This window comes from Limnohabitans sp. 2KL-51, assembly GCF_003063645.1.
Lineage (GTDB): Bacteria > Pseudomonadota > Gammaproteobacteria > Burkholderiales > Burkholderiaceae_C > Limnohabitans_A.
In genome coordinates this window covers 20,059-41,864 of the sequence record NZ_NESJ01000027.1, presented here as the reverse complement: position 1 = coordinate 41,864, position 21,806 = coordinate 20,059, and the positions used below count along the sequence as shown (strand labels likewise).

Here is a 21,806-nt window from a genome sequence, read left to right as displayed (position 1 = left end):
CCACCGCCGCCAAAACCTCAAGTGCCACCCCCTGTCGCGCCCGCGCCACCGCCTCCTGTGGCTGCCCCCAGTCCCACGCCACCGGCCCAGGTGCCACCGGTCGAAGTGGCGGTTGCGCCCAGCACCGCGCCCAAACAGGCCATCACGGCCGTAGCCAGCAACGCTCCGCAACCCCCGCCCGCCAGCGCGGCTGCGGCTGCGGCTGCGGCTTCAGTTGCGCCTGCGGCCCCTGCACGCGCCGCGCCACAAGCCCGTACCCCTGCCAGCGTCAGCGCGGCACAGTGCGACAAACCCGACTACCCCAGTGCCTCGCGGCGCATGGAAGAAGAAGGCACCGTGAGCCTGCGCTTTTTGGTCGGGGTGGATGGCAAAGTGATCCAGTCCGAGATCGAAAAAAGCTCGGGCTTCAAACGCCTCGACGAAGCCGCCCGCGCGGGTTTGTCCAAATGCCATTTTCAGCCCGCCACCGTGGACGGCCGCCCTGAGCAAGCTTGGGCCAGCATGAAATACACCTGGCGGCTGGAATGAGCCGCGCCCGCATCCCACAAACAAGCCCACACTGCCCCGATTCAAGGAGTCTCCACCGATGCGCACACCCATTCAACTCATCCTGGCCAGCCTGAGCCTGTCGGCCGCACTGCTTGGCGGCGCAGTTTGGGCCAATACGTCCACTGCTGTGCCAACCCCTGCACCCACCTCTGGGCCTGCTGCTGCCACGGCCCTTGCCGCACCAGCCTCACTGAGCTCTGCGGCCAACGCCTCCACGCCCAGCGCTGGCACCACAGCCGTAGACAACCCGTATGGCCTTGGCGCACTGTGGGCGCAAGGCGATGCCGTGGCCAAGATCACACTGCTGATTTTGGTGATCATGAGCGTGGGCAGCTGGTATGTCATTTTCACCAAGTTCGCCGAACAATCGCGCATGCGCAAACATGGCTTAGCGGCCCAAGGTGACTTCTGGGCATCGGCCAGCCTGCGCCAGGCCGCGGACGGACTTGACCCTGCCAGCCCCTACCGCTTCATCACCGAAAAAGGTCTGGAGAGCGCCAACCGGCACGAAGGCCTGCTCAGCAACGTGGACTTCAACACCTGGGTCAGCATGAGCCTGCAACGCGCCCTGGGTACTGTGCAAAGCCGCTTGCAAGACAGCCTGGCGGTGCTGGCCACGGTGGGCTCCACTGCGCCCTTTGTGGGACTGTTCGGCACCGTGTGGGGCATCTACCACGCGTTGGTCAAAATCGGCATGTCGGGCCAAGCCAGCATCGACAAAGTCGCCGGGCCCGTCGGCGAGGCCTTGATCATGACCGCCATCGGTTTGGCGGTGGCTGTGCCTGCCGTGCTGGGCTACAACTGGCTGGTGCGCCGCAACAAGGCGGTGATGGAGGAAATCAACGCCTTCGGGGCCGATTTGCACGCCGTGCTGTTGTCTTCCGCCAAAAAATAACGCCCCCACACCGGAGACTGCGCCATGGCCATGCACATCGGCACCGAGTCGGAAGACGACATCATGAGCACCATCAACACCACGCCCTTGGTGGACGTGATGCTGGTGCTGCTGATCATTTTCTTGATCACGATCCCGGTGGTGACCACCTCCATCCAGGTCAAGCTGCCACAAGAAAAAAATATGCCCCGTCAGGCTTTGCCGGAAAACCTGATCATCTCGGTGAACCAATCCGGACAGATTTTTTTGTACGACACCCCGATGAAAAACTCGGCGGACTTGCGTGAACGGCTGAAAAAGTTCTCGGTCATGCAACCTCAGCCTGAAGTGCACATTCGCGGCGACGCGCAAAGCGACTTTGCCGCCGTCGGGCAGGTGATGAACGCCGTGCAGCGCGCGGGCATCGCCAAAGTCGGCTTCATCACCGACCCGGGGAACTGACATGAAACCAATCACGGGCTTTGGCAGCCACCAGACCCCCAGCTTGAGCCCGCCCGAAGAGGACGAGCTGATGATGGACATCAACACCACGCCGCTGATCGACGTAATGCTGGTGCTGTTGATCATGCTGATCATCACCATTCCTGCGCAATTGCACGCGGTCAACCTGGACATGCCTGTGACCAGCGCCGCGCCGCCGCCCAGCCCGCCACAGGTCATTCGCATCGACATCGATGCCAACTCGGTCATCTCTTGGAATGGCCAAGCCTTGGCTGACCGAGCGGCTTTGCAGGCGCAACTGGCCCAGGCCGCTTTGCAGCAACCCCAGCCTGAGCTGCACATCCGCTCGCACCCTCAGGCCAAATACGAAGCTGCCGCGGCTGTGCTGGCCGGTGCCCAACGGCAGGATTTGAACAAGTTGGGGATTTTGGGGACAGAAAAATTCTCGAACTGATGCGACTCCCGTGACGCGCCACGCAAGTGAAACGCCCAGCAAAAAGCCCGATCAGATCGGGCTTTTTGTGGTGAGCCAAGGGACCGTCAGTCGGCGTATTTGCCAGCAGCGTCCACAGCGGCCTTGATCTTCACCATCTCGGCGGCCACAAATTTCTTGTGCTCGGCCGGGTCGGTGCGGTTATCGGTCACCACGATGGCGCCCAGACCTTCGTTCTTCTTGACGAACTCGGGGTCTTTCAAGGCTTTTTTCAGCGTGTCGTTCAACAACTTGGTGACGGCTGGTGGCGTGCCTTTGGGGGCATACAGGCCGTGCCAGATGGTCAGGTTGAAGTTCTTCATTCCCATCTCTTGCAAGCTGGGGTAGTGCTTGAGCACGGGGTGGTTGCTCAAGGGCTTGGCCGTGGTCACGGCAAAAGCCTTCACGCGGCCGCCTTCGATTTGGGCTGTGGTGTTGGTGGTCTGGTCACACATCATGTCCACCTGACCACCGATCAGGGCGGTCATGGCCGGCGCAGTGCCGCCAAACGGGATGGTCGTCATGGCGTCCTTGGTCTGCACATTGCTCTGCCAGAGCAGGCCACACAGGTGCGACGCAGAACCCAAACCCGCATGCGCGATGTTCAGCTTGCCCGCATTGGCGCGGATGTAGTTTTCAAAGTCGCGGTAAGTGTTGGCGGGCAACTGGGGCTTGCCGATCAACGTCATGGGCACGTCGTTGACCATGCCCAAAAACTCAAAGTCTTCCAGCGGCTTGTACGACAGCTTGCGGTACAGCGCAGGCGTGGCCGCCATGCCGATGTGGAACAACAACAAAGTGTGGCCATCGGGCGCAGCCTTGGCGACGCGGTTGGCACCGATGGTGCCGCCAGCACCAGCGGTGTTTTCCACCACAAAGTTGCTGCCCGGGATGAGCTTGCGCATGGCTTCAGCCAAGTCGCGTGCCACGCGGTCGGTGGGGCCACCCGCCGTGAACGGCACCACAATGGCCACCGGCTTGTTACCGGGAAAGGACTGGGCATTGGCGCCCACGGAAACTGCAGCCAAGGTGGCGAGTGCGATCCATTGCTTCATTGACAAACTCCTAAAAGTGACTGGACAGTTTAAAACCTAATGAGTGTCTAGAAATCGCGGAAAGTACTTAGCGGCTAACCCTTGTATGGCCTTGATTTCATAAAGGATTTGAGCGCGCGCATCGCGCGCCAAAAAGGTGCATTTTCCTCACTGGCGAGGACAAAAATACCTCTGCCAAGACCCCGGAGATCATTGGTAACTACGGGCGTCCTCGATCACCTTGCCGTCGTTGGCCAGGCTGCCGGGGGCCACCAGGTGCACCTCGCCACGCAACTTGGTCACATCTCGGACAGCGTCAGACACCCGGCTCTTGAGGCCTTCATCCGCCAGCAAGCCCGTCTCGACGTGCAGCGCCATCTGGTCGTTGGCCATCTCACCCGTCACCACCAAGCGGGCTTTGCTCACTTCGGGAAAGCGTTTAACGATCTCGGCCACCTGACCTGGGTGCACAAACATACCCCTGATTTTGGTGGTCTGGTCAGCCCGGCCCATCCAGCCCTTGATGCGTTGGCCGGTGCGACCCGTTGGGCAAGTACCCGGCAGGATGGCCGACAAGTCGCCTGTGCCAAAACGGATCAGCGGGTAGTCGGGGTTGAGCGTGGTGATGACCAGCTCGCCCACTTCACCTTCAGGCACCGGGTCGCCGGTGCCGGGGCGCACGATCTCGACGATCACACCCTCGTCAAGCACCAAGCCCTCACGCGAAGCGGTTTCATAAGCGATCAAGCCCACATCGGCGGTGGCATAGCACTGGTAGGCATCCACGCCGTGCGCGGTCATCCAATCGCGCAGGCTTGGGGGAAAAGCTTCGCCCGACACCAGCGCTTTGCGCACGCTGGGCAGGGCCACGCCCATCTCGGCGGCTTTTTCAAGGATGATTTTCAAAAAGCTCGGTGTGCCGATGTAGCCCGCGGGCTGCAACTCGGCCATGGCCGTGACTTGCTGCTCGGTCTGACCAATGCCGCCGGGAAACACCGTGCAACCCAGCGCGTGCGCGCCGGTTTCCATCATGGAGCCCGCGGGTGTGAAGTGGTAGCTGAAGCAGTTGTGGATCAACTCACCCGGACGAAAGCCCGCTGCGAACATCGTACGCGCCATGCGCCAGTAGTCAGCGCGAGCACCTTCGGGTTCGTAAATGGTGCCGGGGCTGGCAAACACGCGGGTCATGCCTTGGCCAAAACCGAGCGTGCTGAACCCGCCGAACACATTGCCGCCTGCCGCACGAGAAGCCTTTTGGCGCTCCAGCAATTCGGTTTTGCGGATCACGGGCAATTGGGCCAGCGCATTGCGGCTGTTGACGCTGGCGGCATCCACTGCCTTGAGCAACTCGACAAAAGCAGGGGCTTTGGCTTTGGCGTGCGCGACCTGCGCGGGCAAAGCGGCCATCAGGGCGGCTTCGCGGACTTCTGGGGCGCGCGTTTCCAACGCATCAAAGTGCTGAGACATGGATTTCTTTCTGGGGTACTGCGTTAAGAAAGTGAGCGGGTGAAGGCCTGCACATCAAGCCAACCAACGCTTGCGGCGCTTGTAGCTCTTCACATCCTTAAAGCTCTTGCGCTCACCACCGCCCATGCCGAGATAAAACTCTTTCACGTCTTCGTTGGTGCGCAGGTCTTCGGCCACGCCGTCCATCACAATGCGACCCGACTCCATGATGTAACCATAGTCAGAATATTTGAGCGCCATGTTGGTGTTTTGCTCTGCAATCAAGAAAGTGACTTTTTCCTTCTCGTTCAGATCTTTGACGATGTTGAACACCTCTTCCACGATCTGTGGCGCCAGACCCATGGAGGGCTCATCAAGCAACATCACACTGGGGTTGGTCATCAAGGCGCGGCCAATGGCACACATCTGCTGCTCACCGCCCGATGTATAGGCTGCTTGCGAGGTGCGTCGGGTTTTGAGGCGCGGGAAATAGGTGTAGACCTTGTCCAGGTTGGCGGCAATTTCACCCTTGTCCTTGCGGGTGTAGCTGCCGGTCAACAGGTTGTCTTCGATCGACAAGTGGGCAAAGCAATGACGCCCTTCCATGACCTGCACCACGCCCCGATTGACCAGGTCGGCGGGTGTCAGGTTTTCGATGCGTTCACCGCGCAGCTCGATGCTGCCTTTGGTCACGTCACCTCGCTCGCCCTTGAGCAAGTTGGAGATCGCACGCAAAGTGGTGGTTTTGCCGGCACCATTGCCGCCCAACAAAGACACGATGCCTTGCTCAGGCACCTGCAGGGACACGCCCTTGAGCACCAGGATGACGTGGTTGTAAATGACTTCGATGCCATTGACGTTCAGAACAATGTTTTTGTCGCTCATGGACTGTGCCTTTTCAAATTCTGGGGGTTCAAGCCAAATGAAACCGCTGCACGCAAGGGTTTCATTTGGCAGCTGCTGGCGGGCCAATGCCCTTTGCAGCTGACCACCTGCCGCTTGCGCGGCAGGCGTGGTTTCAGATCAAGACTGGCAATCCGCAGGCGTGCGGCGTGTGATCTTTTTCTCGGCGGCGTACTTGTCGGCAGCGGCCTTCACCATGGGCTTGATGATCTGCTCATCGGCCTGCATCCAATCGCTGCTGAATTGCCACTTGGCACCGTCCCATGTGTGGATACGGGCCCAGTTGGCACCCATGTGGTCTGCACAGGAGGTGGAGATCGGGCGCAACACGCCCTTGAAGCCCAGGGCATCCAATTTGGGCTGCGTCAGGTTCAGGTTTTCAAAACCCCAGCGTGCTTGCTCGCCAGTCATGACCTTGCCTTTGCCATATTTCTCTTGGGCTTGGCGCACACCTTCGATGGCGAACATGGCGCTGAACAAACCGCGCATGTAAAGCACTTCACCCACTTCGTCCTTGGGGCCTGTGCCTTGGTTCTTGGCGTGCAACTTCTCCAGCACTTCCTTGACCACAGCGGAGCCTTTTTCAGCGCCGTGCTGCATGGTGATGGCGTTGTAACCCTTGGCGCCCATACCAATGTCTTTGACATCAGGCTCGGCACCCGCCCACCACACGCCCCAGATGTTTTCACGGGGGTAGCCAGTGGCTTGCGCTTCCTTGAGCAAGGTGGAATTCATCACGCCCCAGCCCCAGTTGACGACGTAGTCAGGACGGTCGCGGCGAATTTGCAGCCAGGTGGACTTTTGCTCCACGCCGGGGTGGGTCACGGGCAACAGGCTCAGCTTGAAACCGTGCATGGCGGCGCGCTCTTGCAAGATCGGGATGGCTTCTTTGCCGAAGGGGCTGTCGTGGTAAACCAAGGCGATGTGTTTGCCTTTGAGTTTGTCGACACCACCAGCCTTTTTGCCGATGTCCTGGATGATCACGTCACCGGCCACCCAGTAAGTGCCTGCGAGCGGGAAGTTCCACTTGAACACGCCGCCGTCAGCCGATTCGCTGCGGCCGTAACCTGCGGTGATCAAAGGAATTTTGTCGCCAGGGGCTTTTTCGGTCAGGGCGAAGGTGATGCCGGTGGACAAAGGCTGGAACACGGTCGCGCCGCCGTTCTTGCCCTTCAGGCGCTCGTAGCACTCCACGCCACGGTCGGTGGCATAGCCGGTTTCGCACTCTTCAAACGACACCTTCACGCCGTTGATGCCGCCGCGCGCATTGACCAGCTTGAGGTAGTCGACATAGCCGTTGGCAAAGGGCACGCCGTTGGGGGCGTAGGCACCTGTGCGGTAGACCAGCACGGGGAAGAACTGCTCTTTGGTTTGAGCCGTGGCCACGGTGCTGACCAGCGCACTGGCAAGACCTGCAGCCGCCACCGTAGTGGCCAGAACGAGTTGACGAAGCTTCATGGTTTGTCTCCTGTTAAAAAAAGTTGGAAGCACTTAGAAAAAACACGTTGAAAATCAATGCCGGAAAAAATCAATGGGGAAAAGGCCACAGACGCAGCTTTTGTTTGGCCACCGACCACAGTTTGGCCAAGCCATGCGGCTCCACGATCAGGAACCACACAATCAGGGCGCCAAAGATCATGAATTCGGTGTGCGAGACGGCTGCAGTCGATATGTTCACGCCCACCATGCCGCCTGCCCAAGGCAGGAACTGGTTGAGGAAAATTGGCAAGATCACAATGAAAGCGGCACCGAAGAAGCTGCCCATGATGGAGCCCATGCCACCGATGATGACCATGAACAGCAACTGGAAAGAGCGGTCAATCGAGAAAGCCGCAGGCTCCCAAGAGCCCAGGTGCACAAAGCCCCACAGGCCGCCGGCCACACCCACGATGAACGAGCTGACTGCAAAGGCGGTGAGCTTGGCGTAAACAGGGCGAATGCCAATGACGGCAGCGGCCACGTCCATGTCGCGAATGGCCATCCACTCACGACCAATGGCACTGCGCACCAAATTCTTGGCCAACAGACCAAACACCACCAGGAACACCAGGCAGAAGATGTATTTTTGCAGTGGCGTGTCAATCGGCAGGCCAAACACATTCAGGTTGGACACCGACACCGAGCCCGAGGCGTTGTTGTTGGTGAACCAGCCTACGCGCAGGAAAGCCCAGTCGCAAAAGAACTGAGCGGCCAAGGTGGCCACCGCCAGATACAAGCCTTTGACGCGCAAACTGGGAATGCCAAAAAACACCCCCACCAAGGTGGCAAAAAAGCCACCGGCCAACAAAGCCACGATCAGCGGCATGCCCTCGATGCGGATGTAGGTGTTGTAGGCCATGTAGGCCCCCACGGCCATGAACGCACCCGAACCCAGCGAAATCTGCCCGCAGTACCCCACCAGGATGTTCACGCCCAAAGCGGCCAGCGACAAGATGAGGAAGGGAATCAGAATGGCGCGGAACATGTACTCATCGGCGATGAAGGGCACGCCGATGAATGCAAAAGCGATGAGCGCCAAGATGGCCCAACGGTCTTGCGCAATCGCAAAGATCTGCTGGTCTTTGCGGTAAGAGGTCTTGAATTGACCGTTTTCTCTGTAAAACATGGTGTCTCTCCTTACACGCGGTCAATGATTTTTTCGCCGAACAGGCCTTGCGGGCGGAACAGCAAGAACACCAAAGCAAGCACATACGCAAACCAGATCTCGATGCCGCCGCCCACATAGGGGCCCAGGTACACCTCGGACAATTTTTCTCCCACACCAATGATCAGGCCGCCAATGATCGCGCCCGGCACCGAAGTCAAGCCACCCAAAATGATCACCGGCAAAGCACGCAAAGCCACCGTGGTCAACGAGAACTGCACACCCATCTTGGAGCCCCAGATGATGCCGGCCACCAAGGCGGTAATACCCGCGACAAACCAAACGATCACCCAAATGCGGTTAAGTGGAATGCCAATCGACTGAGCGGCTTGGTGGTCATCGGCCACCGCACGCAGGGCGCGTCCAGTACCGGTTTTTTGGAAAAAAAGCGACAAAACCACCACCAGCAAAGCCGCAATGCAAGCCGCATAGACGTCTTCCAGGTTGACCAGCACGCCACCCGGAAACACCGAGTCCAACAAGAACACCGGGTCTTTGGGCATGCCCACGTCAATCTTGTAGATGTCGCTGCCAAAGATGGTCTGACCCAGGCCATCCAGAAAATAGGTGATGCCCAACGTGGCCATGAGCAAGGTGACACCTTCTTGATTGACCAAGTGGCGCAGCACCAAGCGCTCGATCAGCCAAGCCAACACAAACATGACCACAGCCGCCAGTAAAAAAGCGATCAGGTTGCCTAGGAACTTATCCTCGATGCCCAACCAGCCTGGCACCCATTCGGCAAAACGTGCCATGGCCAAAGCGGCGAACAGCACCATCGCGCCTTGTGCAAAATTGAACACACCTGAAGCCTTGAAAATCAAAACAAAGCCAAGCGCCACAAGCGAGTAAAGCATGCCGGCCATCAGGCCACCCAAAAGAGCTTCCAGAAAAAATGCCATGTTGTTTTCTCCTTAGTGGCTGGTGCCCAGATAGGCACTGATCACTTCTTCGTTGTTGCGCACTTCTTCGGGAGTCCCGTCGCCGATTTTTTTACCGTAATCGAGCACCACCACGCGGTCCGAAATGTCCATCACCACACCCATGTCGTGCTCGATCAGCACGATGGTCGAGCCGAATTCGTCGTTCACATCCAGAATGAAGCGGCACATGTCCTGCTTTTCTTCCATGTTCATGCCTGCCATCGGCTCGTCGAGCAGCAGCACCTTGGGCTCCATGGCCAAAGCGCGGCCCAGGTCGACCCGCTTTTGCAAGCCATAAGGCAGCTGACCCACGGGCGTTTTGCGGAAGGCCTGGATCTCAAGGAAGTCGATGATGTGCTCGACGAATTCGCGGTTCATTTCTTCTTCGTGCTGGGCGGGGCCGATGCGCAGCGCCTGCAAGAACAGGTTGCTCTTGATGTGCAAGTTGCGGCCGGTCATGATGTTGTCGATCACGCTCATGCCCTTGAACAGCGCCAAATTCTGGAATGTGCGGGCAATGCCCATCTCGGCCACTTGGCGGCTGTTCATGTGGTCAAACTTTTGCCCACGGAAGGTGATGCTGCCCTCTTGCGGCTGGTAAACACCATTGATGCAGTTGAGCATCGAGCTTTTGCCCGCCCCGTTGGGCCCGATGATGGCGCGCACCTCGTGCTCGCGCACGTTGAACGAGATGTCGGTCAGCGCCTTGACGCCGCCGAATCGCAAACTGATGTTGTTGACGTCCAAAATGACGTCGCCGATTTTCTTGGTCATTTGACCCCCACGCTTGTCATTTCATGTACTGCGCTGCCCCCCAAGGGGGCCTTCGCAACTTGGAGCGGTCCGGCCTTGCTCATGCTGCGGCCTTCACGGGTGTGAATGTTTTGGCGTCGGAAATCTTGAGCGTGGCACTGACACTGCCGGTGCGACCGTCTTCGAACTTGACCACCGTCTCGATGTACTGCTCGGTTTTGCCTTCGTACAGGCCATCGACCAGCGGTTTGTATTTGTCGGCAATGAAGCCGCGACGGACCTTGTTTGTGCGCGTCAACTCGCCGTCGTCGGCGTCCAGCTCTTTGTGCAAGACCAAGAACCGGCTGACCTGGCTACCGGCCAGCAAAGCGTCTTCGGCCAGATCGGCGTTGACCTTCTCCACGCAATCTTTGATCAGTTGGTACACCTCGGATTTTTGGGCCAGGTCGGTGTAACCGGCATAGGACAGGTTGCGGCGCTCGGCCCAGTTGCCCACGGCATCAAAGTCGATGTTGAGCATGACACACACTTTTTCGCGCTGGTCACCGTAAGCCACCACCTCTTTGATGAAGGGGAAAAACTTGAGCTTGTTTTCGACATATTTGGGCGCAAACATCGCGCCGTCGTTGGCACCGCCCTGGATACGGCCCACGTCTTTCACGCGGTCGATGATCTTCAAGTGGCCGTGCGAATCGATGAAGCCCGCGTCGCTGGTGTGGTACCAGCCATCGGCCGTCAACACTTCGTCGGTGGCTTTTTGGTTTTTGTAATAGCCCTTGAGCAAGCCGGGCGACTTGACCATGATCTCGCCGTTGTCAGCGACCTTGATTTCCACACCCTTGCACGGCACGCCCACGGTGTCAGCTCGCGCCTGGTTGTCAGGTTGCAGGCACACAAACACAGCGGTTTCTGTAGAGCCATACAGTTGCTTGATGTTCACGCCGATCGAGCGGAAAAAGGTGAACAAATCGGGGCCAATCGCCTCGCCCGCGGTGTAGGCCACACGCACGCGGCTGAAACCCAGGTTGTTGCGCAAGGGGCCGAAAACCATCAGGTTACCCAAGCCATACACCAAACGGTCCATGAAGCCGACCGACTGGCCGTCCATCAAGGCCGGGCCGACTTTTTTGGCCACGCCCATGAAGTAGTGGAACAACTTGCGCTTGAAGCTGCCCGCGTCTTCCATGCGGATCATCACGCTGGTCAGCATGCCCTCAAACACCCGGGGCGGTGCAAAGTAATACGTGGGGCCGATTTCTTTCAGGTCGATGGTCACCGTGGCCGATGACTCGGGGCAATTGACCACATAGCCGCAGACCAACCACTGTGCGTAGCTGAAGATGTTCTGGCCAATCCAGGCTGGCGGCATGTAAGCCAACACGTCTTCGGCGCTGGTCAGTTTGTCAAACTCAGCGCCCGCATTGGCACGGTCGATCAGGGAGCCATGGGTGTGCACCACGCCCTTGGGGTTGCCCGTGGTGCCCGATGTGAAGAACATCGCGGCCACATCCGTATAGGCCGATTTTTCGACTTCTTCCTTGAAGAACTGCGGATGCTGCTGGGCAAACACACCACCGGCTGCGATCAGCTCTTCAAGCGAGCCCAGACCATCTTCGGTGTATTTGCGCAAGCCGCGCGGATTGTCATAGATGATGTGGGTCAATTGCGGGCACTGCTCACGCACTTCCAGCATCTTGTCGACCTGCTCTTGGTCTTCCACCACGCAAAAACGCACTTCGGCATTGGTGATCGGGAAAACGCATTCGGCGGCAGCGGCATCTTGGTACAGCGGCACCGGAATCGCGCCCAACGACTGCGCCGCCAGCATGGTGGCGTAAAGCCTGGGGCGGTTGGCGCCAACCACGATCAGGTGCTCGCCGCGCTGCAGACCCGCCTGATGCAAACCGCAAGCGACAGATTGCACCAGTTGGGCCAAATCCGACCAGCTGATGGTTTGCCAAATGCCATAAATTTTCTCGCGCAGGGCGGGCGCTGTGGGGCGCTCGGCAGCGTGCTTGAGCATCAAACGGGGAAACGTTGTTTGCATGACCTGACTTGTCTCCAAAAACGGTGCATCGAATGCAATGCGACTGAACTTTTGCGCGATCCTAGGCATTCGTTTGACGCCAAGTTGTCGTTTGAACGACAATTCAGGGAAGACCCTTAGTCCAACTGACCGTCAGCTGACACATCGAAAAGCACCATGGCCAAAGAAAACAGCGTCCACCAGCGCCGCCGCGCACCCACCCCGGCCGAACTGCAGGACATCCCCTGGCTGAGCTTGCTGCGCCCTGACGAGCGCCTGCAAATCGTGCCAAAGTTGGTGGTCAGCGACCCCCAAACCGGCGACCATGTGTGCCGCGTGGGCCGCCCCGTCACCTATTGGTTCGGGGTGATTTCGGGCCTGCTGAAAATGAGCACCGATAACGCCAGCGGCCAAACCATGACCTTCACCGGCATACCGCCTGGCGGCTGGTTTGGCGAGGGCACGGTCCTCAAGCGCGAGGTCTACCGCTACAACATTCAAGCGCTGCGGCCCAGCGTGGTGGCGGGGCTGCCGCTGGACACCTTTCACTGGCTGATCGACCATTCGCTGGGCTTCAACCGCTTCATCATGCAGCAGCTCAACGAGCGCTTGGGCCAGTTCATCGCGGCTCGCGAACTGGACCGCATGAACAACCCCGAACTTCGCTTGGCTCGCCACTTGGCGGCCCTGTTCAACCCGGTTCTGTTTTCCGGCGTGGGCGAGGTGCTGCGCATCACCCAGCAAGAGCTGGCTTATCTGGTGGGTTTGTCGCGCCAACGCGTGAACGAAGCGCTGCGCGAGCTCGAAGCACACCAGCTCATTCGGGTGGAGTACGGCGGTCTGCGGATTTTGGATTTACAAGGTCTGCGCCAATCCCAGTTAGAGGGCCCGACACGCGATGCATGACCGCATTCTTCCAACCGCCAAAAGAAGGGACAATCGAACCACTTCTTTTGCGCACCTTAATCCATGACCCAGCCCACCGCATTCAAACGCGCCCCACGCCCCGAAGGCAAGGGCGACGCGGCCGCGCCCAGCGGCACCTCCCGCCTGAACAAGCGCATGGCCGAGCTGCGCATGTGCTCGCGCCGCGAAGCTGACGCCTGGATCGAGCAAGGCTGGGTCCAGGTCAACGGCCTGCCTGCCAGCATGGGCCAGCAGGTCACCCTGTCAGACCGCATCACCATCGATAAAGCGGCCGAGCAACAGCAAGACCGGCAAGTGACTATCTTGCTGCACAAGCCCATGGGCTATGTGAGCGGCCAGGCCGAAGACGGGCACGAACCGGCCATCACCCTGATCAACCCCCGCAGCCACTGGGGCGGCGACCCGTCCAAACTGCGTTTCACACCACCCCATCTGCGGGGTCTCGCCCCAGCTGGGCGCCTGGACATCGACTCCACTGGCCTGCTGGTAATGACACAAGACGGCCGCGTGGCACGCCAGCTGATCGGCGAAGACTCGGAGATGGAAAAAGAGTATTTGGTGCGCGTGGCTTACACCGGGCACGAGAACACCGCCGCCGCATCGGCCGCATCGGCCACCTATGGCGGCAAAGCCAACCAACTTACCGTCATTGGCGACTTCGACCGCGTCAGCGCCAACGTGCAAGCCATCTTCCCGAAAGAGCAACTGGATCGCCTGCGCCATGGCCTGAGCCTGGACGGTAAACCCCTCAAACCCGCCAAAGTGGATTGGCAAAACCCCGAACAGCTGCGCTTTGTGTTGACTGAAGGCAAAAAGCGCCAGATCCGCCGTATGTGCGAGCAAGTGGGCCTGAAAGTGGTGGGCCTCAAGCGCATCCGCATGGGGGGCGTGCAGTTGGGGCAAATGCCGGCGGGGACTTGGCGGTATTTGGGACCCAACGAATCCTTTTGACCTCTTGAAATTCACCCGCAACGCCCCAAGCTGTGGGGCGTTATTGTTTTCTGATCTTTCTAACTGTTGAACCGCTATGAGCAAACAAACCCATGCCTTTCAGGCCGAAGTCGCGCAATTGCTGCACCTGGTCACCCACTCGCTTTATTCCAACCAAGAGATCTTTCTGCGAGAGATGATCTCCAACGCCTCAGACGCCTGTGACAAGCTGCGCTTTGAAGCGCTCAACAACTCAGCGTTGTTCGAAGACGCGCCCGAGTTGCAGGTGCGATTGTCTTTTGACAAAACCGCCAAGACGCTCACCATCACCGACAACGGCATCGGCATGACGGCGCAAGAAGCCATTGACCACCTGGGCACGATTGCCAAGAGCGGCACCAAAGACTTTGTGAGCAAGCTGAGCGGCGACCAAAAGTCGGACGCTCAGCTGATCGGCCAGTTTGGCGTGGGCTTTTATTCGGGCTTCATCGTGGCCGACAAGATCACCGTGGAAACCCGCCGTGCGGGCGCAGCGTCAGCTGAGGGCGTGCGCTGGATCAGCGGCGGCACGGGCGACTTTGAAGTCGAGACCATCGCCCGCGCCGAACGCGGCACCAGCGTGGTCTTGCACCTGCGCGAAGAAGCGCTGGATTACGCCAACACCTGGAAGCTGAAGGAAATCGTCGGCAAATATTCTGACCACATCAGCCTGCCCATCTTGATGGAAAAGGAGGAGTGGAAAGACGGCGAGTTGATCGAGCCGAACAACGAAGAAGGTGGACGCCAGCCCGGCGGCATGGTCAAGACTGGCGAATGGGAAACCATCAACAAAGCCAGCGCCCTGTGGACCCGCCCCAAGAAAGACATCACCGACGAGCAGTACGCCGACTTCTACAAACAGATCAGCCGCGACTTTGAAGCCCCGCTGACCTGGACGCACAACCGCGTGGAAGGCAGCACCGAATACACCCAACTGCTCTACATCCCGTCCAAAGCCCCGCAAGACCTGTGGAACCGCGACAAGAAAGCCGGCATCAAGCTGTACGTCAAGCGCGTGTTCATCATGGACGAAGCCGAAGCGCTGATGCCCAGCTACCTGCGCTTTGTCAAAGGCGTGGTGGACTCCGCCGACCTGCCGCTGAACGTGAGCCGCGAGTTGCTGCAAGAAAGCCGCGACGTGAAAGCCATCCGCGAAGGCTGCACCAAGCGTGTGTTGTCGATGTTGGAAGACTTGGCCAAGCACGACAAGGCACCTGCGGCCACCGAAGGGGTCACAGACGTCTTGAGCGACGAGGACAAAGCCAAGCTCGGCCAATACACCAAGTTCTACGCCGAATTCGGCGCGGTGCTCAAGGAAGGCTTGGGCGAAGACTTTGGCAACCAGGCGCGTTTGTCCAAGTTGCTGCGTTTCGCTTCATCGACCCACGACAACGTGAGCGTGAGCTTTGCCGACTACAAAGCCCGCATGAAGGACGGCCAGGACGCGATCTACTACATCACCGCCGACACCCTGGCAGCCGCCAAGAACAGCCCGCAGCTCGAAGTCTTCAAGAAAAAAGGCATCGAAGTGTTGCTGATGACCGACCGCGTGGACGAGTGGGCGCTGAACTTTGTGAACGAGTTTGACGGCACCCCACTGCAAAGCGTGGCCAAGGGCGCATTTGACCTGGGCAAGCTGCAAGACGAAGAAGAAAAGAAAGCCACCGAAGACGCGGCCGAAACCTTCAAGCCCATGCTGGCCAAGCTGAAAGAAGCGCTGAAAGACAAAGCCGAAGACGTGCGTGTGACCAGCCGCCTGGTCGATAGCCCCGCCTGCCTGGTGGTGACCGACGACGGCATGAGCATGCAACTGGCCCGCATGCTCAAACAAGCAGGGCAAAGCGCCCCTGATGTCAAGCCCGTGCTCGAAGTCAACCCCGAGCACGCGCTGGTGAAAAAGCTCGACGGCTCGGTCCACTTCCACGACCTGGCCCACATCCTGTTTGACCAGGCACTGTTGGCAGAAGGCGGCTTGCCGGCAGACCCTGCGGCTTACGTGAAGCGGGTGAATGCGCTGTTGAGTTGATTAGCCGCAAAGCATTCAAGGGCCAGCCATGCTGGCCTTTTTTGTTCTGTGCCAGTAACCCACAAGACAAGTCTGCCCGCAGCCATCGGCTAAATTGTCACGATGCGTACCCTACCTGCCGATCCGTCTCTCATTGATTCTCGCCAAGCTGCCTGGCGCTTGCTGGCCACGCTGGGGCTGGTGGTGCTGGGCAACAGCAGCATGTACATCGTCTCGGTGGTGCTGCCTGCGGTGCAGACCGAGTTTGGTGTGGGACGGGCTGACGCTTCGCTGCCCTACACCTTGATGATGATTTGCCTGGGGCTGGGCGGCCTGATCACCGGCCGATTGGCCGACCGGCATGGCCTGATGCCGGTCATGTGGGTGGGCGCTTTGGCCGTATGTGGTGGCTTTATCTGGGCCGGCATGTCCGGCAGCATCTGGGCCTTTGGTTTGGCGCACGGGCTAATGGGACTGATAGGCAGTTCATCGACCTTTGCCCCCCTCATGGCCGACACCGCTTTGTGGTGGAACCGCCGACGCGGCATCGCGGTGGCCATTTGCGCCAGTGGCAATTACATCGCGGGCACCATTTGGCCACCCATTGTTCAGCACGGGGTTGAGACTGTGGGCTGGCGCCAGACCTACATCATGCTGGGGTTTTTTTGCGGCGTGGGCATGTTTTTGCTGGCCATGTTGATGCGCCAGCGCCCGCCGCTGGTGAACCTGACACCAGCCAACGCCAGCACCGTGCCCGTGGACCGCAGCCGCCCCTTTGGCCTGAAACCTGCGCATGCGCAGGGTCTGCTGTTTGTCGCAGGTATGGCCTGCTGTGTGGCCATGTCCATGCCGCAGGTGCACATCGTGGCCTATTGCTCTGACCTGGGTTTTGGCGCGGCGCGCGGGGCCGAAATGCTTTCGCTCATGCTGGCCAGCGGCATCGTCAGCCGCTTGGTGTTTGGCGTGATCAGCGACCGCATTGGCGGCATCCGCACTTTGCTGCTGGGCTCGTTTTTGCAAGGCGTGGCGCTGCTGATGTTTTTGCCTTTTGACGGCATGGTGCCGCTGTACATCGTCTCGGCCATGTTCGGGCTTTTTCAGGGTGGCATCGTACCCGCCTACGCCATCATCGTGCGCGAGCACTTCGACCCCAAAGAGGCGGGGGCCCGCGTGGGCTCGGTGATCATGGCCACCTTGCTGGGCATGGCGCTGGGTGGCTGGATGTCGGGCTGGGTGTTTGACATGACCGGCAGTTACCACGCGGCCTTTTTGAACGGCATCGCTTGGAACCTGCTCAACCTGTGCATCGCCAGCTGGTTGTTCTGGCGGGTGCGGCAGACGGAACGCGGCGCAGCCGCTCGCGCTTGAACCATTCGCGCGTCGCCGACACAAGCTGGGCAACCCAGCCACAAACTGTGCCAGCTCAGTGCCAGCGGTTTATCCGGCGCCACACGCCCAACAACAGCACGGCCAAAGCCAGGCCTGCAGCCCAGGGCAGAAGGCCCATGGTGCTCGCCCAAATGGCCTCAGGGTGTGAAACGCCGTTTGCCAAGGCCCGGCTTTGCAACCGTTCCATGAGCCACAGCCAGACCATGGCCGCACCCACGATGCCCACAGTGCGGGTCACCAGGGTCAGGCTGCCCGACAGGCCCCGAGCAGAGTCGGGCAAGGTGGCCACAACCTGGTCGGCGTAGACCACCTGAAACACACCCAGACCCACACCCTGCACAATCAAGGCCAGGGCCATGAAGGGCCAGGCTTGCGCCATTGGCACGGCACCGATCGAGGCCAAACCCAAGGCCATGATCCCTTGCGCTGCGAGGCCCGCAGACCGCAAGTCCATGCGGCGCAGCAGCACTGGGGCCACACCCGAACCGGCCAACACCCCCAGCGCCCAGAGGGACAGCATGGCACCACTGGCCGTGCCACCCCAGCCCGCAGCAGGCAAGGCGTAGGGCAAGCTCAGTGCAATCGTGAAACCGCAAAACTGAACCCCTACACTGAGCAGGTTGATCCAGGCGAAATCGGCATCGCGCCGCAGGAGGCCCCACAGGCCCTGCACGCTGCCCGCCTGGCTGACAGCGCTGGTTGTGCTCAGTGTCTGCGCTCGCAGGCGACGGACCAGCCAAGGCGTGCACAACCAGGCCAGCAGCACAATCGGCACCCGAAAACCGTACACTCCGGCCCAACCCCAATGCAGCATGCTCAGGCCGCCGAGCAAAGGGGCCAGCACACCCGCCGCCGCAAACATGGCGCCATAGACCGACAGCGCCTGCGTGCGTTGCCCGGCGGCCAGCAGGCCCATGGCCAAGGCCGGAGCGCAGGACAAAGTCAGGGCCACCCCGATGCCCTGCAAAACCCGCCCGGCCAGCAGCCAACCATAAGACGGTGCCGCCGCACAAGCCACCAAGGCCAGCGCCGACAGCACCAAGCCCCAGCGGAACACGCGCAAGTGGCCCAGGCGGTCCCCCAGCACACCGCAAAACAGCATCAGGCTGCCGTAGGTGATGACATAACACACCGCCACCCAACGGATGTCGGGTGTGGCCAAGGCGAAGGCTTCGGTCATGGCTGGAAACGCCATGTTGACCGCGAAGTCAAGCGGGGCGATCGCGGCGCCGCAGCCGACGATGGCAAAACCCAGAAAAGGCGTGCGGGGGCGGGGCTTGTCAGCGTGGGGGGGGGAAGGCGAAAACATGGAGGCTGTGCGTGGCTGCAAGCCCCGCGGGGCGCAGGGCCCCGTTCGCGCTTGTAAGCCTGCCCCGCGCAGGCGGGGCAGGGTGGATCAACTCTAGATCACTTGCCGACCGTGGCGTAATACATCTTGGGCGCATCATTGGAGTTGTGCGCGATGCTGACGTTCTTCTTCATGGCCCAAGGGCGCATCTGGTGGTGCAGCGGCACATACAGGGCTTCGTCGCGGGTGATGGTCAAGGCTTCCTTGAGCATGTTGTCGCGCTTGGTTTTGTCCATTTCGGTCTTCATGGCTTCGGTCAGGGCGTCCACCTTGGCGTTGCTGATTTTGAGGAAGTTGAAGTTGCCATCCGAGCCGGTGGTGCGGGTCATGACCAAAGACTGAAGGGAGTACTGCGCATCGTAGGTGGCCACGCCCCAGCCCAGCAGGTAAGCGCTGGAGTCAAAGTTCTGGATCTTGCTGATGAAGCTGCTGAAATTGGTGGCATTGAGCTTGGCGCGGATGCCCACTTTGGCCCACATGTTGACCACGGCCTGGCACACCTCTTCGTCGTTCACATAACGGTTGTTCGGGCAGTCGAGGGTGAAGTCAAACCCATTGGCATAACCGGCATCGGCCAGCAATTTCTTGGCACCGTCCAGGTCGGGCGGGGCCACTTTGTCCAACTCGGCCGTGTGACCATTGACACCAGGCGCCACCATGATGGCAGCTGGCACCGACAGGCCGCGCATGATGCTGCGCTGAATGGCCACCCGGTCAATCGACATGTTCAGGGCTTTGCGCACGCGCACGTCCTTGAAGGGGTTGGGGCCTTTGGAGCCGTATTTCAATTCGTTGGAGCCTTGGTCCACCCCGATAAAAATGGTGCGCACTTCCGGGCCATCGAGCACGGACAAAGCGGGCGTCGTACGCAGGCGGGCCACGTCTTGCGTGGGCAAGTCGGTCACGATGTCCACGTTGCCCGAGAGCAAGGCCGCGATGCGGGTGGGGTCGGACTTGATTGGGGTGTAGACCACATCGGTCACGTTGCCGGGCAACTTGTCCCACCAGGCTTTGTTGGCGGTCAAGACCACGCGCTGATCGGCCACCCACTCCTTGATGATGAAGGGGCCGGTGCCGTTGGCGTTGGTGGCCGCGAAGGTGATTTCCTTGGCTTTGTAGTCCTGCACTTTCTCGGACTTGTTCTTCACCGCCCAGGCCTTGCTCATGATGAAGAAGGTGGTGAAGCTGTTGAGCAAGGTCGGGTTGGGCTTGTCCAGCACCACGTCGATGGTGTGGTCGTCGATTTTGTTGATGCCTTTGACACCGGCCACATAAATTTGCATGGTGCCTTGCGGCTGGCGGATGCGGTCAAAAGAGAACAGTACGTCGTCGGCGGTGAAAGCCGAGCCGTCCTGGAACTTCACGTTTTTGCGCAAGTTGAAACGCACCGTGGTGGGGTTGACCACCTGCCAGCTGGTGGCCAGTGAGGGCTCGACCTTGTAGTTGCGGTCATAGCGCACCAGGGGTTCGTAGGCATGCCCCACGATGTTGTTGGTGGTGGCGTGGTTTTGCGCGTGGGGGTCCAGCGTCAGGATGTCGTTTTGCGCGGCCCACTTCAGCTCGTTGGCTTGCACGGCACTCACTGAGACCAGGGTGGCAGACAAACCACAGGCCAGCGCGAGCAAGCGTGTGGTGCGAAGAATGGGTTGCAACATGCAGATTCCTGTCTTGGTTGGTTGACATTTCATTCTAGGCATCAGACTGGGCAGACGCAAGGCTGAAAACCTAGGGTTTATGCGGTGCCCAAGGGCATGAACGGCTGAGATGATGGAATTTGCTTCCTCACGTCGACGCCCTGTGCCCAGACATTCTTTGAAACGCTGTATGACCTCGATCCTGATCCAATCGGCCAATGTGCTGGATGTTGAAACCCTGAAATTTTTGCCAGACACCGATGTGTGGGTCAAGGATGGACAGATCCAGGCGGTGGGCCCCAAGCTGCCCGTCCCCGAAGGCGCGCAAACCATCTCAGCCCAGGGCCTGACCCTGATGCCCGGCCTGATCGACTGCCATGTGCATGTGATCGCCTCGCACCTGAACCTGACCTACAACAGCCAACAGCCCAATGTGTTTGCCACCTTGCGGGCCATCCCCATCATGAAGGGCATGCTGATGCGCGGCTTCACCACCGTGCGCGATGCCGGGGGTGCCGACTGGAACCTGGCCGAGGCCACCCGCACCGATCTGGTCGAGGGACCGCGCATTTTTGCCGCAGGCCGCGCCCTGTCGCAAACCGGCGGCCATGGCGACGGACGCCCGCGCAGCGACGAGCTGGAAAGCTGCGCCTGCTCCACCCGCGTGGGGGCGCTGGCGCGTGTGGTCGATGGCGTGGACAACGTGCGGCTGGCCGTGCGCGAAGAGATCATGAAGGGCGCCAACCAGATCAAGATCATGGCCTCGGGCGGCGTGGCTTCGCCCAACGACCCGATCCATTACCTGGGCTACTCCGAAGGCGAAATCCGTGCCATCGTGGACGAAGCCGAACACGCGGGCACCTATGTCATGGCCCATGCCTACACGCCCAAGGCGATTAGCCGGGCGGTGGAATTTGGCGTGCGCAGCATCGAGCACGGCAACCTGATCGACGCCAACACCTGCGCCTTCATGGCCGACCGTGGGGCGTTCATGGTGCCCACCCTCATCACCTACGAGGCTTTGGCCAGCGAGGGTGCCAGCCTGGGCTTGCCACCTGTCTCGGTGGCCAAAATCGAAACTGTGCGCAGCCAAGGCCAAAAAGCGCTGGAGATATTGGCCAAGGCTGGCGTCAAGATGGCATTGGGCACCGATTTGTTGGGCGAATCACACCGCCACCAGTCCGATGAGTTGCGCATCCGCGCAGGCATTCTGGGTGCAGGCGCAACCTTGCAGCAAGCCACGGTGAACGCGGCCGAACTGCTGAACATGTCAGGCCAATTGGGCGTGATCAAACCGGGTGCCAAAGCCGACTTGCTGCTGGTCAAGGGCAATCCGATGACCGACATTTCGTGCCTGCTGGGTCAGGGCGAGAATATCCTGTCGATCATGAAGGATGGCAAGTTCTACAAGCAAGGCCTGCCCGCTTGAGCCACCAGACCTGCTGCCC

Annotated in this window: 19 protein-coding genes; 9 read left to right on the top strand and 10 right to left on the bottom strand. The window is 59.9% G+C overall.

Annotated elements, in window-relative coordinates; all coding sequences use genetic code 11:
• The 4 genes from B9Z49_RS20020 to B9Z49_RS20005 all read left to right on the top strand — a co-directional run.
• On the top strand, positions 1-528 hold a 528-nt coding region (locus B9Z49_RS20020), incomplete at its 5' end, for an energy transducer TonB (protein ID WP_108355207.1).
• Positions 529-586: 58 nt separating this feature from the next.
• Positions 587-1,444, top strand: coding sequence for a MotA/TolQ/ExbB proton channel family protein (locus tag B9Z49_RS20015; RefSeq protein WP_108355198.1), 858 nt, complete (start codon positions 587-589; stop codon positions 1,442-1,444).
• A gap of 24 nt (positions 1,445-1,468) precedes the next feature.
• Positions 1,469-1,885: a biopolymer transporter ExbD gene (locus B9Z49_RS20010; RefSeq protein ID WP_108355197.1), complete on the top strand. Its 417-nt coding sequence runs from the start codon at positions 1,469-1,471 to the stop codon at positions 1,883-1,885.
• A gap of 1 nt (position 1,886) precedes the next feature.
• A complete protein-coding gene (locus B9Z49_RS20005) occupies positions 1,887-2,339 on the top strand; it encodes a biopolymer transporter ExbD (RefSeq protein WP_199225123.1) in 453 nt (150 codons plus the stop codon).
• An 86-nt stretch (positions 2,340-2,425) separates the two neighbouring features.
• On the opposite strand, the gene B9Z49_RS20000 is transcribed toward B9Z49_RS20005, so the two are convergent.
• From B9Z49_RS20000 to B9Z49_RS19965, 8 genes are all read right to left on the bottom strand, one after another.
• Positions 2,426-3,412 (bottom strand): tripartite tricarboxylate transporter substrate-binding protein, encoded by a 987-nt coding sequence (locus B9Z49_RS20000; RefSeq protein ID WP_108355196.1) that lies wholly within the window; start codon positions 3,410-3,412, stop codon positions 2,426-2,428.
• Between the two features lie 189 nt (positions 3,413-3,601).
• Positions 3,602-4,858, bottom strand: coding sequence for a phenylacetate--CoA ligase family protein (locus tag B9Z49_RS19995; protein ID WP_108355195.1), 1,257 nt, complete (start codon positions 4,856-4,858; stop codon positions 3,602-3,604).
• Positions 4,859-4,912: 54 nt separating this feature from the next.
• Positions 4,913-5,722: an ABC transporter ATP-binding protein gene (locus B9Z49_RS19990; RefSeq protein ID WP_108355205.1), complete on the bottom strand. Its 810-nt coding sequence runs from the start codon at positions 5,720-5,722 to the stop codon at positions 4,913-4,915.
• A 138-nt stretch (positions 5,723-5,860) separates the two neighbouring features.
• Positions 5,861-7,198: an ABC transporter substrate-binding protein gene (locus B9Z49_RS19985; RefSeq protein WP_108355194.1), complete on the bottom strand. Its 1,338-nt coding sequence runs from the start codon at positions 7,196-7,198 to the stop codon at positions 5,861-5,863.
• A 70-nt stretch (positions 7,199-7,268) separates the two neighbouring features.
• Positions 7,269-8,345, bottom strand: a complete 1,077-nt coding sequence (locus B9Z49_RS19980) for a branched-chain amino acid ABC transporter permease (RefSeq protein ID WP_108355193.1) — start codon at positions 8,343-8,345, stop codon at positions 7,269-7,271.
• An 11-nt stretch (positions 8,346-8,356) separates the two neighbouring features.
• Complete coding sequence (locus tag B9Z49_RS19975) at positions 8,357-9,286, bottom strand: branched-chain amino acid ABC transporter permease (protein ID WP_108355192.1); 930 nt, start codon at positions 9,284-9,286, stop codon at positions 8,357-8,359.
• Between the two features lie 12 nt (positions 9,287-9,298).
• Positions 9,299-10,081 carry an ABC transporter ATP-binding protein gene (locus tag B9Z49_RS19970; protein ID WP_108355191.1) on the bottom strand — a complete coding sequence of 261 codons (783 nt, stop codon included), beginning with the start codon at positions 10,079-10,081 and terminating at the stop codon, positions 9,299-9,301.
• A gap of 79 nt (positions 10,082-10,160) precedes the next feature.
• Positions 10,161-12,107 (bottom strand): long-chain fatty acid--CoA ligase, encoded by a 1,947-nt coding sequence (locus B9Z49_RS19965; RefSeq protein WP_108355190.1) that lies wholly within the window; start codon positions 12,105-12,107, stop codon positions 10,161-10,163.
• 156 nt (positions 12,108-12,263) lie between these two features.
• Between B9Z49_RS19965 and B9Z49_RS19960 the strand changes: the two genes are divergently transcribed.
• The 4 genes from B9Z49_RS19960 (at position 12,264) to B9Z49_RS19945 (ending at position 17,355) form a co-directional block, all read left to right on the top strand.
• Entirely contained in the window at positions 12,264-12,992 is a 729-nt protein-coding gene (locus B9Z49_RS19960) for a Crp/Fnr family transcriptional regulator (RefSeq protein ID WP_108355189.1), read from the top strand.
• Positions 12,993-13,055: 63 nt separating this feature from the next.
• Positions 13,056-13,964: a pseudouridine synthase gene (locus B9Z49_RS19955; RefSeq protein ID WP_108355188.1), complete on the top strand. Its 909-nt coding sequence runs from the start codon at positions 13,056-13,058 to the stop codon at positions 13,962-13,964.
• A 76-nt stretch (positions 13,965-14,040) separates the two neighbouring features.
• A complete protein-coding gene (htpG, locus tag B9Z49_RS19950; RefSeq protein ID WP_108355187.1) occupies positions 14,041-16,008 on the top strand; it encodes a molecular chaperone HtpG in 1,968 nt (655 codons plus the stop codon).
• A gap of 102 nt (positions 16,009-16,110) precedes the next feature.
• Positions 16,111-17,355, top strand: a complete 1,245-nt coding sequence (locus B9Z49_RS19945; protein WP_108355186.1) for an MFS transporter — start codon at positions 16,111-16,113, stop codon at positions 17,353-17,355.
• A 55-nt stretch (positions 17,356-17,410) separates the two neighbouring features.
• Here B9Z49_RS19945 and B9Z49_RS19940 read toward each other — a convergent pair whose 3' ends face one another.
• Both B9Z49_RS19940 and B9Z49_RS19935 read right to left on the bottom strand, forming a co-directional pair.
• Positions 17,411-18,685, bottom strand: a complete 1,275-nt coding sequence (locus tag B9Z49_RS19940) for an MFS transporter (protein ID WP_108355185.1) — start codon at positions 18,683-18,685, stop codon at positions 17,411-17,413.
• A 98-nt stretch (positions 18,686-18,783) separates the two neighbouring features.
• Positions 18,784-20,379 carry an ABC transporter substrate-binding protein gene (locus tag B9Z49_RS19935; protein WP_108355204.1) on the bottom strand — a complete coding sequence of 532 codons (1,596 nt, stop codon included), beginning with the start codon at positions 20,377-20,379 and terminating at the stop codon, positions 18,784-18,786.
• A 169-nt stretch (positions 20,380-20,548) separates the two neighbouring features.
• On the opposite strand from B9Z49_RS19935, the gene B9Z49_RS19930 reads away from it, so the two are divergent.
• Complete coding sequence (locus B9Z49_RS19930) at positions 20,549-21,787, top strand: amidohydrolase family protein (RefSeq protein WP_108355184.1); 1,239 nt, start codon at positions 20,549-20,551, stop codon at positions 21,785-21,787.
• Positions 21,788-21,806: the final 19 nt, after the last annotated feature.

Coding starts and splice junctions, on each gene's coding strand:
- B9Z49_RS20015 (WP_108355198.1), top strand. CDS start 587: ATGCGCACACCCATTCAACTCATCCTGGCCAGCCTGAGCCTGTCGGCC.
- B9Z49_RS20010 (WP_108355197.1), top strand. CDS start 1,469: ATGGCCATGCACATCGGCACCGAGTCGGAAGACGACATCATGAGCACC.
- B9Z49_RS20005 (WP_199225123.1), top strand. CDS start 1,887: ATGAAACCAATCACGGGCTTTGGCAGCCACCAGACCCCCAGCTTGAGC.
- B9Z49_RS20000 (WP_108355196.1), bottom strand. CDS start 3,412: ATGAAGCAATGGATCGCACTCGCCACCTTGGCTGCAGTTTCCGTGGGC.
- B9Z49_RS19995 (WP_108355195.1), bottom strand. CDS start 4,858: ATGTCTCAGCACTTTGATGCGTTGGAAACGCGCGCCCCAGAAGTCCGC.
- B9Z49_RS19990 (WP_108355205.1), bottom strand. CDS start 5,722: ATGAGCGACAAAAACATTGTTCTGAACGTCAATGGCATCGAAGTCATT.
- B9Z49_RS19985 (WP_108355194.1), bottom strand. CDS start 7,198: ATGAAGCTTCGTCAACTCGTTCTGGCCACTACGGTGGCGGCTGCAGGT.
- B9Z49_RS19980 (WP_108355193.1), bottom strand. CDS start 8,345: ATGTTTTACAGAGAAAACGGTCAATTCAAGACCTCTTACCGCAAAGAC.
- B9Z49_RS19975 (WP_108355192.1), bottom strand. CDS start 9,286: ATGGCATTTTTTCTGGAAGCTCTTTTGGGTGGCCTGATGGCCGGCATG.
- B9Z49_RS19970 (WP_108355191.1), bottom strand. CDS start 10,081: ATGACCAAGAAAATCGGCGACGTCATTTTGGACGTCAACAACATCAGT.
- B9Z49_RS19965 (WP_108355190.1), bottom strand. CDS start 12,107: ATGCAAACAACGTTTCCCCGTTTGATGCTCAAGCACGCTGCCGAGCGC.
- B9Z49_RS19960 (WP_108355189.1), top strand. CDS start 12,264: ATGGCCAAAGAAAACAGCGTCCACCAGCGCCGCCGCGCACCCACCCCG.
- B9Z49_RS19955 (WP_108355188.1), top strand. CDS start 13,056: ATGACCCAGCCCACCGCATTCAAACGCGCCCCACGCCCCGAAGGCAAG.
- htpG (WP_108355187.1), top strand. CDS start 14,041: ATGAGCAAACAAACCCATGCCTTTCAGGCCGAAGTCGCGCAATTGCTG.
- B9Z49_RS19945 (WP_108355186.1), top strand. CDS start 16,111: ATGCGTACCCTACCTGCCGATCCGTCTCTCATTGATTCTCGCCAAGCT.
- B9Z49_RS19940 (WP_108355185.1), bottom strand. CDS start 18,685: ATGTTTTCGCCTTCCCCCCCCCACGCTGACAAGCCCCGCCCCCGCACG.
- B9Z49_RS19935 (WP_108355204.1), bottom strand. CDS start 20,379: ATGTTGCAACCCATTCTTCGCACCACACGCTTGCTCGCGCTGGCCTGT.
- B9Z49_RS19930 (WP_108355184.1), top strand. CDS start 20,549: ATGACCTCGATCCTGATCCAATCGGCCAATGTGCTGGATGTTGAAACC.